Source organism: Fervidobacterium sp. (assembly GCF_059913585.1).
This window is the reverse complement of the sequence record NZ_DBOLZL010000009.1, coordinates 54,832-68,921: the sequence shown is the minus strand read 5'-3', so window position 1 is coordinate 68,921 and position 14,090 is coordinate 54,832. Positions and strand designations below refer to the sequence as shown.

Genomic DNA, 14,090 nt, shown 5'->3' with positions numbered 1-14,090 from the left:
CTTTTACTTGACCCATGTCACGATACTTTGAGACATGCCAGCAAAGGATATAGTTAGTATCGTGGTCAACTAATAACCAGACATAATATTTTTGGTCTTTGAATACAACAATAGTTTCGTCAGCATGAACTCTGAAAACATCCTCAATGTCAAATGTTGGTGAGAGCACGGAGAATAAAGTACACAAAAAGTACACAACTTAATAACCCATTTGTAGATAGAAACTTCGATATTCAAAGAGTTAGCAATAGTCCTGAAAGAACAGTTGCGTTTCATATACAAAACGAAAGCTTTTAAGACAATAAAAATAGGGAAGCGAAAGTATTTAAAGTAGTCAGAAAAGATAGTAACAGGTTCAGGGAGATTAAAGGGGACTCTATCTTTGGTATGACAAGTTCTACAACGCAAGACAACGAAAGAGCGACGGACTTTGTGGATTTGCATAGATTTACCACAAGAAGGGCATTTGGGGTAAGGGAAAGAGAAGATTTTGTGCTTAGGAGAATGAGAAAGCTTGAAAGAATGATTGCAGACTTTACAAAGGAATTGTTGGTTGCCGTATTTGTCACTTTTACGAAGACGAAAAAGAGTACGATATTACAAACAAATTTGGGGTTGTACTTTCTGTTTTTAGAGGAGACATACAAATGATTTACCAAAACCCGTTCGATTTACTTGACCCGAGAATGAGTATCTATGATATCACTGCCGAGCCACTGAAAGCACATAAGATATTTGAGAACAAGGCAGAGGAGAGAGACTATATAAAAGAACTTTTGCAAAAAGTCGGTTTAACCCCAGATATGTTGGATCGCTATCCTCACGAGTTCTCAGGTGGTCAACGACAACGAATAGCGATCGCGCGCGATAGCTTTGAAACCACGATTGGTAGTCTGTGATGAACCAACTTCCGCACTTGATGTTTCAGTTCAAAACCAGATAATTAACTTGCTCTTCAAACTCAGGAGCGAATACAATATGAGCTACCTGTTCATATCACACAACTTGGATGTTGTTAGGTACCTTAGTGATCGCATATACATTATGTATCTAGGAAATGTTGTGGAAGAGGGTGACTCGGAAGAAGTATTTTCAAAACCTCTCCACCCTTACACTATCATGTTAATGCATGCAATTCCAGACTGGAATCCTAAGGATAGAAAATTTCATAGACTGGTACTCGAAGGCGAACCCCCAAGCCCTATCAATCCACCTTCTGGTTGTCCATTCCATCCACGGTGTCAATATGCGCAAAACATATGTAAAAAGGAAAAACCAGCGCTGCTTGGTGAAAAACACAAGGTTGCTTGTCATTTTCCTCAGGCGTGATTTTTTTACAATTTAGAGAGAGGTGTGAGCAGGATGGAAAAACGAACTTTTTGGGAGCGAGTCGACAGCATTATAAACGCCGCTATCAATGACAAGATATTTCCAGGCGCTGTACTTTTAGTAGGAAATCTTAGTGGAGTAATTTATGAAAAAGCTTACGGTACTTTAGACGGAGTAACTCCAACCCAACTTACTACTTTATACGATCTTGCTAGCATCACAAAAGTTGTTGCAACAACAACCGCTGTCATGAGACTTTTCGAAGAGGGCAAGCTAACGCTAAACGATAACGTTGGATTGTTTCTCGACGTTCCCGATGAGAAAGGAAAGGTTACAGTATTTGAATTACTAACACACACATCGGGAATACAACCGTACAGTGAATTATGGCGGATATTAAGGGGGCAACAACTGAAAAGCGAGATAATTCGTATCCAGCCAACTTGCCGTGGAAAAATGCAGTATTCATGTCTGAATTTCGTAACTCTTATGGCCATCGTAGAACAAATCACAGGAGAAAACTTTGACGATTATGTGCACAACTTACTTAACTTACCTGATACAAGCTTCAAACCTAAGGATATTCAAAGGTGCGCCCCCACGAGTGAAAGGGAAGGTAAAAGGTTAAGGGGAGAACCTGACGATGAGCTAGCTTACTACATGGGCGGTGTAAGTGGGAATGCTGGTTTATTCTCAACTGCGAGAGATATACACACATTCGTAATTCGACTTCTCAACGGAGAATACGTAACTAAGAACGTTGTGAGACTCTTTACGGAAACACTAGTTCCAGACCCGTCTGACCCAAATACTAAAAGGCACTTAGGTTGGATGGCACCAGTCAAAGGTGGTAGTTCAGGTGACTTTGGCAACGATCGCATGTTCGGTCACACGGGTTTTACCGGAACGAGTCTTTGGATAACTCCAGAAGGATTGCATGTCATCTTGCTAACAAATAAAGGTTTTTACGACCGTTGGGATCAACGCATACAAAGAATAAGAATGCTTGTTCACAACGTCATCTTTGCCAATTTAATGTGAGAATGGTGAGGTGAAAATTTGAGTAAGTTAGTAAAGCTGTGGAACTGGAATAAGTTTCTAAATGATTTAGAAAAACCAGAGCACACAATCCTAGGTTTAATGTCAGGAACATCGGCCGATGGATTGGATATTGCTAATGTCGTATTCAAACAAGAAGACGAAGGACTGGTCTTCCAAATTAAGGAAGCAACCACTGTACCTTACGATAAAGAAGTCCAGCAAAAAATTCTGAACTCTTACGATAAGAAATTATCCAACGTGGAATATATCACACTCATCAACTTTGAACTTGCGAAACTCCATGCAAAAATGATAAAAGAGTTAAACATAGATTTTGATTTCATAGCTTACCATGGTCAGACCATCTACCATTTACCAGAAAAAGGTGCTACGCTTCAGATAGGTGAGGCAGATCTGCTTGCTGTGGAACTTGGAAAGCCCGTGATATATGATTTCAGGAAAAAGGACATGGTGTTGGGTGGACAAGGCGCACCAATAAGCGCCTATTTTGATTCTCTTTTCCTAATAAAAAATAGTAATACTGCTGTTCTAAACATCGGTGGAATTTCGAACGTTACGGCAAGAGATGAAAAAGGGAATTTAATAGCATTCGATACCGGACCTGGGAACTGTCTTATAGATTTGGTCTGCCAGAAATATTTTAACGTCAGATACGATGTAAACGGAGAACTCTCATCCAAAGGAAACTTGTACGAGACGTTACTGAAAATACTTTTGGAACAAGATAAAACTTTCATTGAAAAACGACCACCAAAAACAACAGGACGTGAAATTTACAACGAGGATTTTCTAAGTAAAGCACTCAATAATACAGGTAAAGTCGATATCTTTGACCTGCTTAGAACGCTTGCCAGATTCACTGCGGAGAGTATTGCTAAAAATTTAAGGTTACACGTACCTCATGTGAAGATATTAGTCGTAGTTGGAGGTGGTGCTTTCAATAAAACTATCTTGAACGATTTAAAAGACTTATCTTTCGAAGTCATAATACCGGAAGAAACACTGATTAACTTCCGGGAAGCAGTATCAATAGCGCTGCTTGGTGAACTTTTCTTAAGAGGTATGGCACATAGTATTACAGTCACCGGGGCTAAAAAACCTGCTGTGCTTGGCAAACTTGCATTGCCAGTTTAAAACCAATCGAAACATACGCAATTTTGGAGGGATTAAAACATGGAAAGTTTTAAGACATACGATGAGATAATAAGAGTTGGAGAATTATTCAAAGTCGTTGACAATATAACACCACCAAAGTTCGAAAAAGATAGAAGATATATCTTCATAGGTTGTGGTAGTTCGTATAATGCAGGGCTGATAATTTCAGAAATTATGAGGAAAAATGGTTATTACGCAGATGCTATAACGGCTGGTGAAATATTAGTCAAAAATTTGTCCGAAGAAATTGCAGAAAAATACGACCTCGCGTTCTTGATCTCACGAACAGGTTATACAACTGAGACTGTCAAAGTTGCTGAACTACTGAATGGGCGTATCCAAACACTCGGTGTTACTTGTGATAAGAAAACTCCGCTAGCCAAAGTTTGCGACTTAGCGTATGAACTCGATTTTGCTCACGAAGATTCTGTAATCATGACCGGAAGTTTCTCTGCTGTAGTGAGATTATTCCTGAATGGTATCAAACGAATTGACATTGATGTGGGAGAAGTTCTAAAGAAATTCGACGAAATGACCTCAGATGATATTGTGCGCAAGAGAAATCATTTTGTTTTCTTGGGTTATGGTGTTCGATACTACATTGCCAAAGAGAGTGCTCTCAAAGTTCAGGAATTGTCGCTGGATTATACCGAGTACCATGAAACTCTCGAATATCGTCATGGTCCCATAGCATTGCTTTCTCCAAACTCACATGTTGTAATTTTTTCTGAGTTCAAAAATCCAAGTCCTCTTGAAGATGATTTAGCAAAGGATATAATGAGTCGCGGAGCAAGCACTCAAATCATAACTTCCTTCACTGCTGACTTCGACTTTGATGTGCAAGTACTTAATCTCTATAGTCAACTTCTTGGATACAAGAGAGCAATACATAAGGGCTTAAATCCTGACAAACCTCACGGACTCACAAAATTTGTTTCACTCAAAGAAGTATGAAAAGATTGGGTTTGGTGTAAAGGAGTGGTTATATGTTAGTTGAAAACGTACTTATAGTTGACCCAGTCGATGGAGAATATATAGGAACAATTGAGTTTGAAGATGTAATATTTGAAATCAAAAAGAGCAAAAAATCAAACTATGAGCATATCATCATGCCCGCGTTCGTCGACCCACATATTCACGGGATTAAAGGTATAGATACGATGATGGCATCACAAAAAGACTTTGAAAGATTCAAAGAGTACGAGGCTTTAGAGGGTGTTTGGTATTTTCAACCAACGACTGTAACATGTCCTCTTGATGAACTCAGAAAGATAAAAATACCATCGGAGCTTAAATTACACATTGAAGGTCCGTTTATAACCCCCAAAAGGAAAGGTGCTCACAACGAGTCCTATATTCAGTCTCCACCAAAAGATGTTCGTGAGCTCGAACAGTATCTTCCATTATCTTCAATTGGCATGATAACCGTTGCTCCAGAGTATGATTCTTTTTTAGATTTTGCCGAAAGTTGCGAGTTGAACAACATTAGAATATCCATTGGACACACAGATGCAACTTTTGCTCAAGCGAAAAAAGCATTCGAAAACGGGTTTGGACGTATCACGCACTTTCCAAACGCCTTGAGTCCTCTCCATCACAGAGAACTTGGAGTGACTGGTGCAGGATTGCTCTTAGACTTTACTCTGGAAATAATCGCAGATGGGATTCACTGTGCACCAGAGTTTGTAAATTTGGTCTATAAAGTTAAAGGAGCTGAAAAAATAATACTTGTTACCGATAGCATAAGCGCTACCGGGTTGGAAGATGGTAACTACATGCTTGGAGATTTACACGTTAAGGTTGAAAATGGAATAGCAAAACTAAGCGATGGCACGTTGGCTGGTAGCACTTTGAGATTTTCTCAAGCAGTGAAGAATTTTGCTAAATTCACAGGATGTTCCTTAAAAGAACTTGCAATGGTAAGCTCTTATAATGCTTGTAAGGATTTGAGCTTGAATGGCGGCAGAATAAAAGAAGGATATCCTGCAAAGCTAGTTCTACTCGATGACGAACTGAACATTAAAAAGGTCTGGAATTTCTAAGGTCTCCAGGTTATAATAATATTAACCGAACTGACTCCAAAGAACCAAGTTTGGGGGGATTGGAATGCCAGCAGGATGTCCATCTCTTGAAAAGAACCTGAAAAATTGCACATGCACTTATCTTTCTTGTGACAAGCGCGGAAAGTGTTGTGAATGCGTCGCTTACCACAGAAGCCTTGGTGAAATTCCAGGTTGTTTCTTTACAAAAGAAGGGGAACGCACTTGGGATAGGTCTATTGAGAATTTCATAAGAGATAGAGGTAGAAAATAATGGGAGAAAAACTATTGCACCAAAAAATCCTCGAAAACGTTCAAAAAGTCATTAAAGGCAAAAACAAAGAGATCAAAGTTATTCTCGCTGCGATGTACGCGGGTGGTCATGTTTTATTAGAAGATGTACCCGGTGTTGGGAAAACTATACTCGCCAGATCCCTGGCTATTTCATTAGGACTTAATTTCAAGCGTGTCCAATTTACGCCTGACCTGCTTCCAACTGATTTAACAGGTTTATCTGTATACGATAGGAAGACTGAAACGTTCGTTTTTAGGGAAGGACCCATCTTTACAGACATCCTTTTAGCCGACGAAATCAACCGCGCAACTCCAAGAACACAATCAGCGCTTCTAGAAGCTATGGCTGAAAGGCAGGTTACCGTAGACGGAGTAACACATAAATTGTCTGATAATTTCTTCGTTATAGCAACGCAAAATCCTATAGAATACGAAGGAACTTTCCCGCTTCCTGAAGCACAACTTGACAGATTTACGATAAGAATTAGCCTTGGCTATCCCGATAGAGAAAGCGAAATAGAAGTATTAGAATCGCAAAGGGTCAGACATCCCATTGAGGACCTTAAACCCGTTGGAACCCCAGAAGAGTTTTCTCAAGAGAAACAAAAAGTGCGAGAAATTAAGGTAAGTCAGGAAGTAAAAGAATACATTGTCAACATCGTTGATGCAACAAGACACCATGAATCATTGAAATACGGTTCAAGCCCAAGAGGAAGCTTGGCGCTGATGCATGTTAGTATGGCGTGGGCATACATAAACGGGAGAGACTTTGTGTTACCTGATGATGTGAAGAAGGTTGCCCCATATGTGTTGATTCATAGAATCATCCAAAGCACAGAATCAAAGATTTTAAGAGAGTCAAAGGAAGATATTCTGAACGATATACTCGAGAAAGTACCAGTAGTTGCAAAAGAATAATCCTTAGATTGAAAAAGCCACCCAGGTAGAACTGGGTGGCTTTTTTGTTTGATTGGTCGTTATTTTAGGTGTTTTGAATAAAAATGAGTTCTAACAACCTTTCTTTGTTTTCAATAATCATAACAAAATCATCTTTGAGTTTTTCTATATCCTTTTGCATCACTTCCAATTTGAGTGCATACTCTACTTCCACGTATTTTGCTGTTATTCCTTCAAGCTCAGGAATGTTGAACCTTTCAAAAAGTTCGTAAGGTGTCAAGTGATCAAAACCTTTGAAAACATTTTGTCTGATGTAATGGTATGCATGATGCACAAATTCTACACCGGATAAATTGAGAATCTCTTTGTAAGAAAGATTTGTCTGATACACTAGTGATTGAGTTGGTTCTGACTCTGCGATTTTATTTTCTTCCTGGTCAGTTTTCTGTGTTAGAAAATCGTAGTACATTTTCCCCAAAAAGAAAACAGCAAAAAGGCCAGCAGCAGTTGATAAGAGTTGAAAGATAAAAAGGATGTGGTCAGTTGTGTTATTCGGAGAGGCATTAGATACTGCTGATTTTTCTTGTGTGATTACTGTCGTTGCTGGATTTGTTTGATTAGACGCACTCCCAGTTGAAAATTCTGATTTCAAAGTCCTTTGAGCTTTTAGATTAGAAATAACGTCGGAAATCGTTGGAGCAACCACAAAGAGGAAAAATAGCAGAATAGCTACTGTAACCCAAAAGCTGGAGATTATAGTCCTTCTTTGTTCGTAAGGTGCTCGTCTTATGACCGTCAAAACGTAGAACAAAACTATAGTTACAGCTACCATCGACAGAGTTTCCAACAGTTTAAAAAAACGTTCTCTGCTAAGATTTTCTATCTTTTCTATGAGTTCTGGATTTTTCGTTACATTCGTTTCTGATGTTTGGTTCGAGCGGTTCTGAACGCTGTTTTCAGGGATGATGTACCTTTCCACTTTCTGCTGAGTTGAAGCTTTCGCTGGTCTTTCTTGTGATTCGACTATTTTTATTATGTCGAACCTAACGTCCGGAAGCGGCAGTAAAAGAAAGATAACAAACAACGAGGAAAGTAAGATTATCTTTTTCACTTTCACTTTGTTTTCAAAAATATCTTTAAATTCAGGTGTGTCTGAAAAGTTAAGAACTACAAACAAAAGGGCAAAAAATGGGGTAAGGTAGTGATTAAAAAACGCCAGCGCCGAAAGATAAAGTGCTAGCGTTAACCACTTGTTCTGGAAATACCTACTAATGCTTAAAGCAAAAAGCACAACGACGAGCAGGTATTTTACCGAATCCGCCTTGAAAAATGAAAGGGCATACAACGTAGAAAAAAACAGAACTATTCTCGAAATTATAGTGCTTTGCGATAAGATATACGTCAAGAGTGATATAGCAAAAACCCAAAAATGTAAGTTCTTGACTATCTCTATGCTAGGCACTGTCAAAGAAAAGATTATCGAAAATAGTATCATTATCCTTCGCAATGTTTCATTAATTTTCCTGTACTGCCCCATAATTTCACCTCTTGGCGATAAGCTACTGTCCACCATCAGTGAGTTTCAGAAGACCTTCCATAAAGCTTGTGTTCTCATGCCACACTTCTACCATTATGTTTTCCTCTTCCAAAACCCTTGCGTAATTGTACAATTCTCTTACTTCGAGTGGAACATCGAAATATGATTTAAACTTCTTGCTTGTTGCTTCTCTAAAGCCATATGGCATAATCAATGCAACAATCCTACCGCATCTTTTTCTCAATCTTAGCAGACTTTCAACCTCATCCTTTGTCAAGAACATACCTATCAATATAACTGTATCCGTTGGTTGAACTACATCAATTACATGTTCAAGAAGTTCGGTAGTGTTTTGGTTGCCTTCAAGTGTTCCTTCCACTTCAGCTAAGTAATCAAAATAAAGTACGTAGTCCGTGAATGAAAGGTTGTAAGTGCCCTTTGAATGTGATATCAACAAATTGGTCTTTTCGTGTTTGTCGGTGAAATATTTCAGCAAACCGGCTGTTGCTCTAATGGCTTCTTCTTGATATTTCCTATGTATATATTCCCAAGCTGTCTTTGAATAAATGCCTGCTGGAAGGTTTAGATCAAGTAAAATATAATCCCTTGTCGTTCCTGCGTATTCGTACTCTTTTACCATCAGCTCACCCATCTTGGCACTCTGCTTCCAATGAATTCTGTTCAAAGGTTCACGCTCGTATTCTCTCACGTTTCTGATATAAGAAATATCTTCAACAAGCTTGTATTTACTCTTCACAACCGGAAGCATCTCAAGTATTCTTTCAATCTCAGCCTCGGCGTATTCGAGTTTTGGAAAAACCTTGACCTTGAATGGTATATCCTCCGTGATTAAAACTTGGAAGAGCCTTGTAAAACTCTCTATCTTTATCGTGTAGTACCCCATGTCTTTTGTTCCGCGTGTTCCAAAAAACGTATCAAATGAAAGTGAAACACTATCTTTTGGGTTCAAAACCAAACGCACTGAAGCTTTTTTAACAACTGCTGGTGGCACAACTTCTATAACCAACGGTCTTTTCGCCTCAGAAGAGATGTTGATCACTACGTCAAACCGTTCATTGATAAATACTCGGGTTCTCCCACTTACATTAGTCTTAATTAATCTCAAGTGGGCTTTTAGCGAAAAATATTCCAGAATCAACCATCCTGAAAAGATATCAAGTAGCCATACGTATTTGTTGTAAACGAAAGCACTTAAAATAACTGAGATGATTATTATCACATAGAATGTTGGACTTAACCTCGCCCATGTTTTTCTTCCTTGTCGGACATGTTCCATATTCGGAAACCTCTCATTTTTAGATTTGACATTAAACAACCAATATTAAATCATGAATACGATTGAAGTTCAAATCGGAAAGTAATTCTCCAAATAGGTTAAGCAGGAGTATAATAGTAACATGGACAAAAAGATTCACATTAAAGGCGGATTTCCAAACACATTTGGTGTTGCTAAGCAAAGAACCAATCCACATTTCGGGAGGAGGGACTAATGGTTGTAAAGCTTGCAGAATTCAAAAGATTGAAAAGACCATTATTATCTGCTTTGCTTACTTTATTGGTAATTATAACAATAAGAAATCCATGTTACGCTTTGGATTTTACACTTTACGGTCATAACTCGGTAGTTTGGGAGTTAAGGTTCGACAATGACAGGCTCTATTCAGCCGGTGCAGACGGAACTTTGAAGGTCTGGAATAAAGAACTTGTGCCATTACAAAATATCACATCACATAATAGCTGGGCTAGATGTATAGGTATTAGCGACAAATACATCGCCGTAGGAGGCTACAAGCCTGATAACACAATCAAAGTCTACGACAAAAACACACTGAAATTAATTTACACCTTGAAAGTTCACAAAGGCTCAGTTTTCGCCCTCCTTTTCTACAAGTCGTTTCTTATTTCCGCTGGCTCAGACAACACAATAATCGTCTGGAAAGATTTCAAGCCTCTCAAATCTCTAAAAATTCACGACGGCTGGGTGAGAAAACTTGGAATCTACAACGGTTATCTTGTCTCAGGCGACGAAAATGGTAGACTTTCATTCTCTGCACTCGACGACTTTAAATTTGAACGTTCTTTTGAATTAAAATCTCAAATCCTTTCCCTACACGTATTTCAGAATAAACTTTACGTTGGCACCTCTGATGGTTCTGTGTACAGATTTTCGCTTGATAAAGGACAGATAAAATATGAGAAGATTCTTTCCTTTGAATCCACAGTTCAATCAATAACAGATGATGGAAAGTCTTTGTATCTGTCGGTAGAAGGGAAAGTTATTGTTGTTAACGATGAAACAACTGGTGCAAAAATCGTGCGCAATTTCGATATGTCTGCCTCAGAGATTACTTCACTACAAATTATTGATAAAACAATATTTGTCTCAAACAGAGAAGGTGACATATTCAAGTATTCAGTCGATGGGAGGTATTTAGGAAAAGCACCAAAGCATTTCCTATCCTCCGCAAAAATATCAGTAAACGAAAATTCGCTTGTAATAGGCCGTGAAGATGGGAGTATCGAAAGATACAACTTAAGTAATGGTTTACTGATATGGAGTTACAAGAACGATACCCCGATTAGGTTTGTCTTAACCTTGGGCGAATCTGTTATCGCAGGAGACTCGTCAGGGAAGTTGCTCATTCTAAAAGAGGGGAAAGTTCAAAGCGTTTTTTACAACGAAGATGCGTTTTTGACCTGTGCTCTTGATGAGTCAAAAAAGAATCTCGTCTATTTTGGAAGCCGTGGGAAGGTATTTTCGCTTGAAGATATACAGGGAAGATGGAACCTCAGAATACTTGCGATTATCCCTGAAGAATGGGTCTGTTCAATATACGATAGCGGAGGAATACTCTACACCGGGACCAATTTTGGAAACGTATATGCATTAGATAAAAAGTCTTATAATCCAAAGCTTATAAGGTATTACCCAAGTCCTGTAGTAAATATATCAAAATTAAACAATCAGATTGTTGTTTTTCACTTTAACGGAACAGTCGCCGTGTTCGATGGAAAAGTTTGGGAAGTTCAAAGAAGTGATGTCTTTCCACTCTACTCAGGCTTAGTTATCGACTCACAGATTATCATGGGGGGCTCGAAATTGAGAATTGGTAACAAATCCAAAGAATTTGAAGCCTTTATTGTGGATTTAGCAGAATTTCGAAAAACAAAAAACAACATTTTCGCAAGCTTATCAAACGGTATGGTCGTTCAAATCGAGGACAGTAATGTTGTTCGTAGGTTCTCAAGTCAAATAAGCACTATTTCAACAATTTACGCAGATGATTTAGTCATTTGCGGACACGAAGATGGAAAGGTGAGTTTGTGGAACTACAATAAAAAACAAGGTAAATTTGAATTATCAATGATTTTCGACGACCATACAGATGCAGTAAAGAGTATTGCAAGATACGAGAAATATATAATATCCGCATCAAACGATAAAACCATTAAAGTATGGGATTCCAAAACCGGAAAGTTGCTGAATATTTTAACCGGTCATATTGGTTACGTATGGAGCATATTTGTGGTTGGTGATATACTTGTAAGTGGCGGCTGGGACGGCAAAGTTATATTGTGGAATTTAACGAACTTTCAAAAAATAAAAGTCTATGAGCTCCCAAAGCTTTCCATTACAGGTATTTTTGCATTTTCAAGTGACGAGATATACTTAACAACTTTGGAAGGTTTTGTGGTAAGCCTCAAAAAAGATAAAGTCACAAAAGTCAAAATCTCTGAGCAAACTCTCTGGTCTGTAGACAGTAATTATTCTGAAAACTCAAATCCTTCTCAAATCAAAATATACGTTGCTGGATGGGATGGAAGAGTGTATGTATTAGACAGAGAACTTAGAAACATTGGACAATTTAAAGGGCATAATTCAACTATTTTCAAAATTATGTTTTTTAACGGCAAGCTTTTTACCGCCGGAACGGATAATTTGATAAAGGTATGGAGGATAGTCAACGATAAACCAGAAAACATCGGTTCATACTCAAACTTTCGTCAATCAATTCTTTCTGTAGCAATTTCAAAAACGCTTGGTAAACTGATAACAACAGATGGGAAGGGCCTAATTTCTATCGACTTAGAAGAAATGTATAGATAGTAATAAATAGCGAGCAAAAATACAAAATCACAAACGCAAATTAGGGGAGGTAAAGAAAGCTATGGAAAAGACGATAACAACAGAGGTAGTATTCAACGGTATGCTATTAACAGTTCTAAGAGATGAGGTACTTTTGGAAAACGGCGCCATGAGTATTCGTGAGCACGTACTACACCCCGGTGCCGTAGCAGTCGTTCCAATAACAAGTGATGGAAAGATTATCCTGGTTGAACAATATCGGTATCCGATAAAACAAAAGCTATTGGAAATTCCTGCTGGAAAATTTGATAAACCAGGTGAAGATGCTTTGGAATGTGCTAAGCGCGAACTCTGGGAAGAAACAGGTTACACAGCAAGAAAATACACATATCTGGGATACATCTACACAACACCTGGTTTTTCCAACGAGATTATCCATCTATACCTAGCGCAGGATTTAGTTCCCGGAAACTCTAACCCAGATGAAGATGAAATTCTCGAAGTTCGAATTGAGGATTTTGATACAGTTGTGAAGAAATGTATAAATGGGGAGATAACGGATGCCAAAACAGTTGCTGGAGTCATGCGAGCATATTTTAAGTTAAGAGGTGAAAAGTGATGGTAAAAGTTGTCGTAAACGGCGAAGAAAAACTTTTTAACGCACAGGACTTTGAGAACTTCAACGCTTTACTCAAAACTATCGTCACTGAAGGGAAAGTTTTGAAAAGTTTGAAGATTAATGGCAAAGAAATTCCTGTTGCTTACGTAGAGGAACTCAAAAGCGCAAAGTTAGATGAAGAATTACTAATAGAAATTGAGACGCAAGATGCGGTTTCTTTTTTAAAAGAGACACTACAAGATGTACTGGGTTACATCCAACATGTTAAGGAACTCTTGCCACAAGTAGCAAGTAGCATAATAACAGGAAATGAAGCTGGATGGAAAGCAATAAAAGACTTATCAGAAGGTTTAGCAGCGATTGAAAACTTGAGAAGTTCGACAAATCAGATTACGAAATTAAACGAAAGCGAATTGGCTCTTGCAATAGATAGAAATGAAGTATCGAACATTCTCAGAGGAATGTTGGAAGCGCTTGATAAAAGGGATGTTTTTGAAATTTCCGATGTTGTAGAAAATAAAATACCAATGGTCTTAGACTACTATATAGAGTATTTCACAAAAGTATTGGAAGCAATAGCAAAGGTAAATTGATTTTGTTGTTGAGCAATTCACGAAATAGAAAAGGGAGGTATTGTGAATGGACTATATTGAACAAATGGTTTTAACTGCAAGCCCTGCTAAGCTTATAGAACTGCTCTTGCAGAAAGCAATAAGTGTCATAGATGAGGCAAAGAACTACATAGATGAAAAAGACTATAACAATGCGAATGCAAAGATTGTTAGGGCTCAAGATATAGTGATGGAGCTGAATTTGGCGCTCGATATGGAAAAAGGTGGAGAAATAGCTAAAAACCTCAGAGCACTTTACAACTACATGTACAGAACATTAGTTGAAGCAAACATCAAAAAAGATAAGAAGATGCTTGACGATGTTAAATCGCTGCTTGAAGATTTACTCTCAACTTGGAGAGAAGCTATGAAATTGGCAGGAAGCACCGCCAGTCAGATAGATGTTAACAAACCGAGGATAAATCTAACTTACTGATTT

Annotated in this window: 16 protein-coding genes; 13 read left to right on the top strand and 3 right to left on the bottom strand. The window is 38.3% G+C overall.

Translation table 11 applies throughout. The features are described 5' to 3' along the window. Nucleotides 1-187, bottom strand: a 187-nt coding sequence (locus AC3M61_RS02110) for a DDE-type integrase/transposase/recombinase (RefSeq protein ID WP_500779290.1), incomplete at its 3' end; no start/stop codon positions are given. A gap of 200 nt (nt 188-387) precedes the next feature. Here AC3M61_RS02110 and AC3M61_RS02105 point away from each other — a divergent pair. The 9 genes from AC3M61_RS02105 (at nt 388) to AC3M61_RS02065 (ending at nt 6,797) form a co-directional block, all read left to right on the top strand. Next, nucleotides 388-651 (top strand): hypothetical protein, encoded by a 264-nt coding sequence (locus tag AC3M61_RS02105; RefSeq protein WP_500779289.1) that lies wholly within the window; start codon nt 388-390, stop codon nt 649-651. Then, on the top strand, nt 648-899 hold the full coding sequence (locus AC3M61_RS02100) for an ATP-binding cassette domain-containing protein (RefSeq protein WP_500779288.1): 252 nt from the start codon (nt 648-650) through the stop codon (nt 897-899). Before AC3M61_RS02105 ends, AC3M61_RS02100 begins: the two co-directional genes overlap by 4 nt. Nucleotides 900-978: 79 nt before the next feature. Then, a complete protein-coding gene (locus AC3M61_RS02095; protein ID WP_500779287.1) occupies nt 979-1,329 on the top strand; it encodes an oligopeptide/dipeptide ABC transporter ATP-binding protein in 351 nt (116 codons plus the stop codon). Nucleotides 1,330-1,362: 33 nt separating this feature from the next. After that, nucleotides 1,363-2,370, top strand: a complete 1,008-nt coding sequence (locus tag AC3M61_RS02090) for a serine hydrolase domain-containing protein (RefSeq protein ID WP_500779286.1) — start codon at nt 1,363-1,365, stop codon at nt 2,368-2,370. Between the two features lie 18 nt (nt 2,371-2,388). Continuing rightward, entirely contained in the window at nt 2,389-3,525 is a 1,137-nt protein-coding gene (locus AC3M61_RS02085; protein WP_500779285.1) for an anhydro-N-acetylmuramic acid kinase, read from the top strand. Between the two features lie 39 nt (nt 3,526-3,564). Then, nucleotides 3,565-4,500 (top strand): SIS domain-containing protein, encoded by a 936-nt coding sequence (locus tag AC3M61_RS02080; protein WP_500779284.1) that lies wholly within the window; start codon nt 3,565-3,567, stop codon nt 4,498-4,500. Between the two features lie 32 nt (nt 4,501-4,532). Next, nucleotides 4,533-5,588, top strand: coding sequence for an N-acetylglucosamine-6-phosphate deacetylase (gene nagA / locus AC3M61_RS02075; RefSeq protein ID WP_500779283.1), 1,056 nt, complete (start codon nt 4,533-4,535; stop codon nt 5,586-5,588). Between the two features lie 64 nt (nt 5,589-5,652). Further along, on the top strand, nt 5,653-5,859 hold the full coding sequence (locus AC3M61_RS02070) for a DUF6485 family protein (RefSeq protein WP_014451575.1): 207 nt from the start codon (nt 5,653-5,655) through the stop codon (nt 5,857-5,859). After that, a complete protein-coding gene (locus AC3M61_RS02065; RefSeq protein WP_500779282.1) occupies nt 5,859-6,797 on the top strand; it encodes an AAA family ATPase in 939 nt (312 codons plus the stop codon). The genes AC3M61_RS02070 and AC3M61_RS02065 overlap by 1 nt, the downstream gene beginning before the upstream one ends. 64 nt (nt 6,798-6,861) lie before the next feature. Here the strand turns inward: AC3M61_RS02065 and AC3M61_RS02060 are convergent, their stop codons facing one another. Together AC3M61_RS02060 and AC3M61_RS02055 are read right to left on the bottom strand one after the other, a co-directional pair. After that, a complete protein-coding gene (locus AC3M61_RS02060) occupies nt 6,862-8,313 on the bottom strand; it encodes a hypothetical protein (protein ID WP_500779281.1) in 1,452 nt (483 codons plus the stop codon). 22 nt (nt 8,314-8,335) lie between these two features. Then, the gene (locus AC3M61_RS02055; RefSeq protein WP_500779280.1) at nt 8,336-9,610 is read right to left on the bottom strand and encodes a DUF58 domain-containing protein; all 1,275 of its coding nucleotides are present in this window, start codon (nt 9,608-9,610) and stop codon (nt 8,336-8,338) included. 213 nt (nt 9,611-9,823) lie between these two features. Here AC3M61_RS02055 and AC3M61_RS02050 point away from each other — a divergent pair, with 213 nt between their 5' ends. The 4 genes from AC3M61_RS02050 to fliS all read left to right on the top strand — a co-directional run bounded on the left by AC3M61_RS02050 (nt 9,824) and on the right by fliS (nt 14,087). Next, complete coding sequence (locus AC3M61_RS02050; protein WP_500779279.1) at nt 9,824-12,442, top strand: hypothetical protein; 2,619 nt, start codon at nt 9,824-9,826, stop codon at nt 12,440-12,442. A 61-nt stretch (nt 12,443-12,503) separates the two neighbouring features. Beyond that, on the top strand, nt 12,504-13,040 hold the full coding sequence (locus tag AC3M61_RS02045; RefSeq protein WP_500779278.1) for an NUDIX domain-containing protein: 537 nt from the start codon (nt 12,504-12,506) through the stop codon (nt 13,038-13,040). Next, nucleotides 13,040-13,633: a DUF8042 domain-containing protein gene (locus AC3M61_RS02040; protein WP_500779277.1), complete on the top strand. Its 594-nt coding sequence runs from the start codon at nt 13,040-13,042 to the stop codon at nt 13,631-13,633. The genes AC3M61_RS02045 and AC3M61_RS02040 overlap by 1 nt, the downstream gene beginning before the upstream one ends. 46 nt (nt 13,634-13,679) lie before the next feature. Then, a complete protein-coding gene (gene fliS, locus AC3M61_RS02035; protein ID WP_014451582.1) occupies nt 13,680-14,087 on the top strand; it encodes a flagellar export chaperone FliS in 408 nt (135 codons plus the stop codon). The last annotated feature ends 3 nt before the right edge of the window (nt 14,088-14,090 follow it).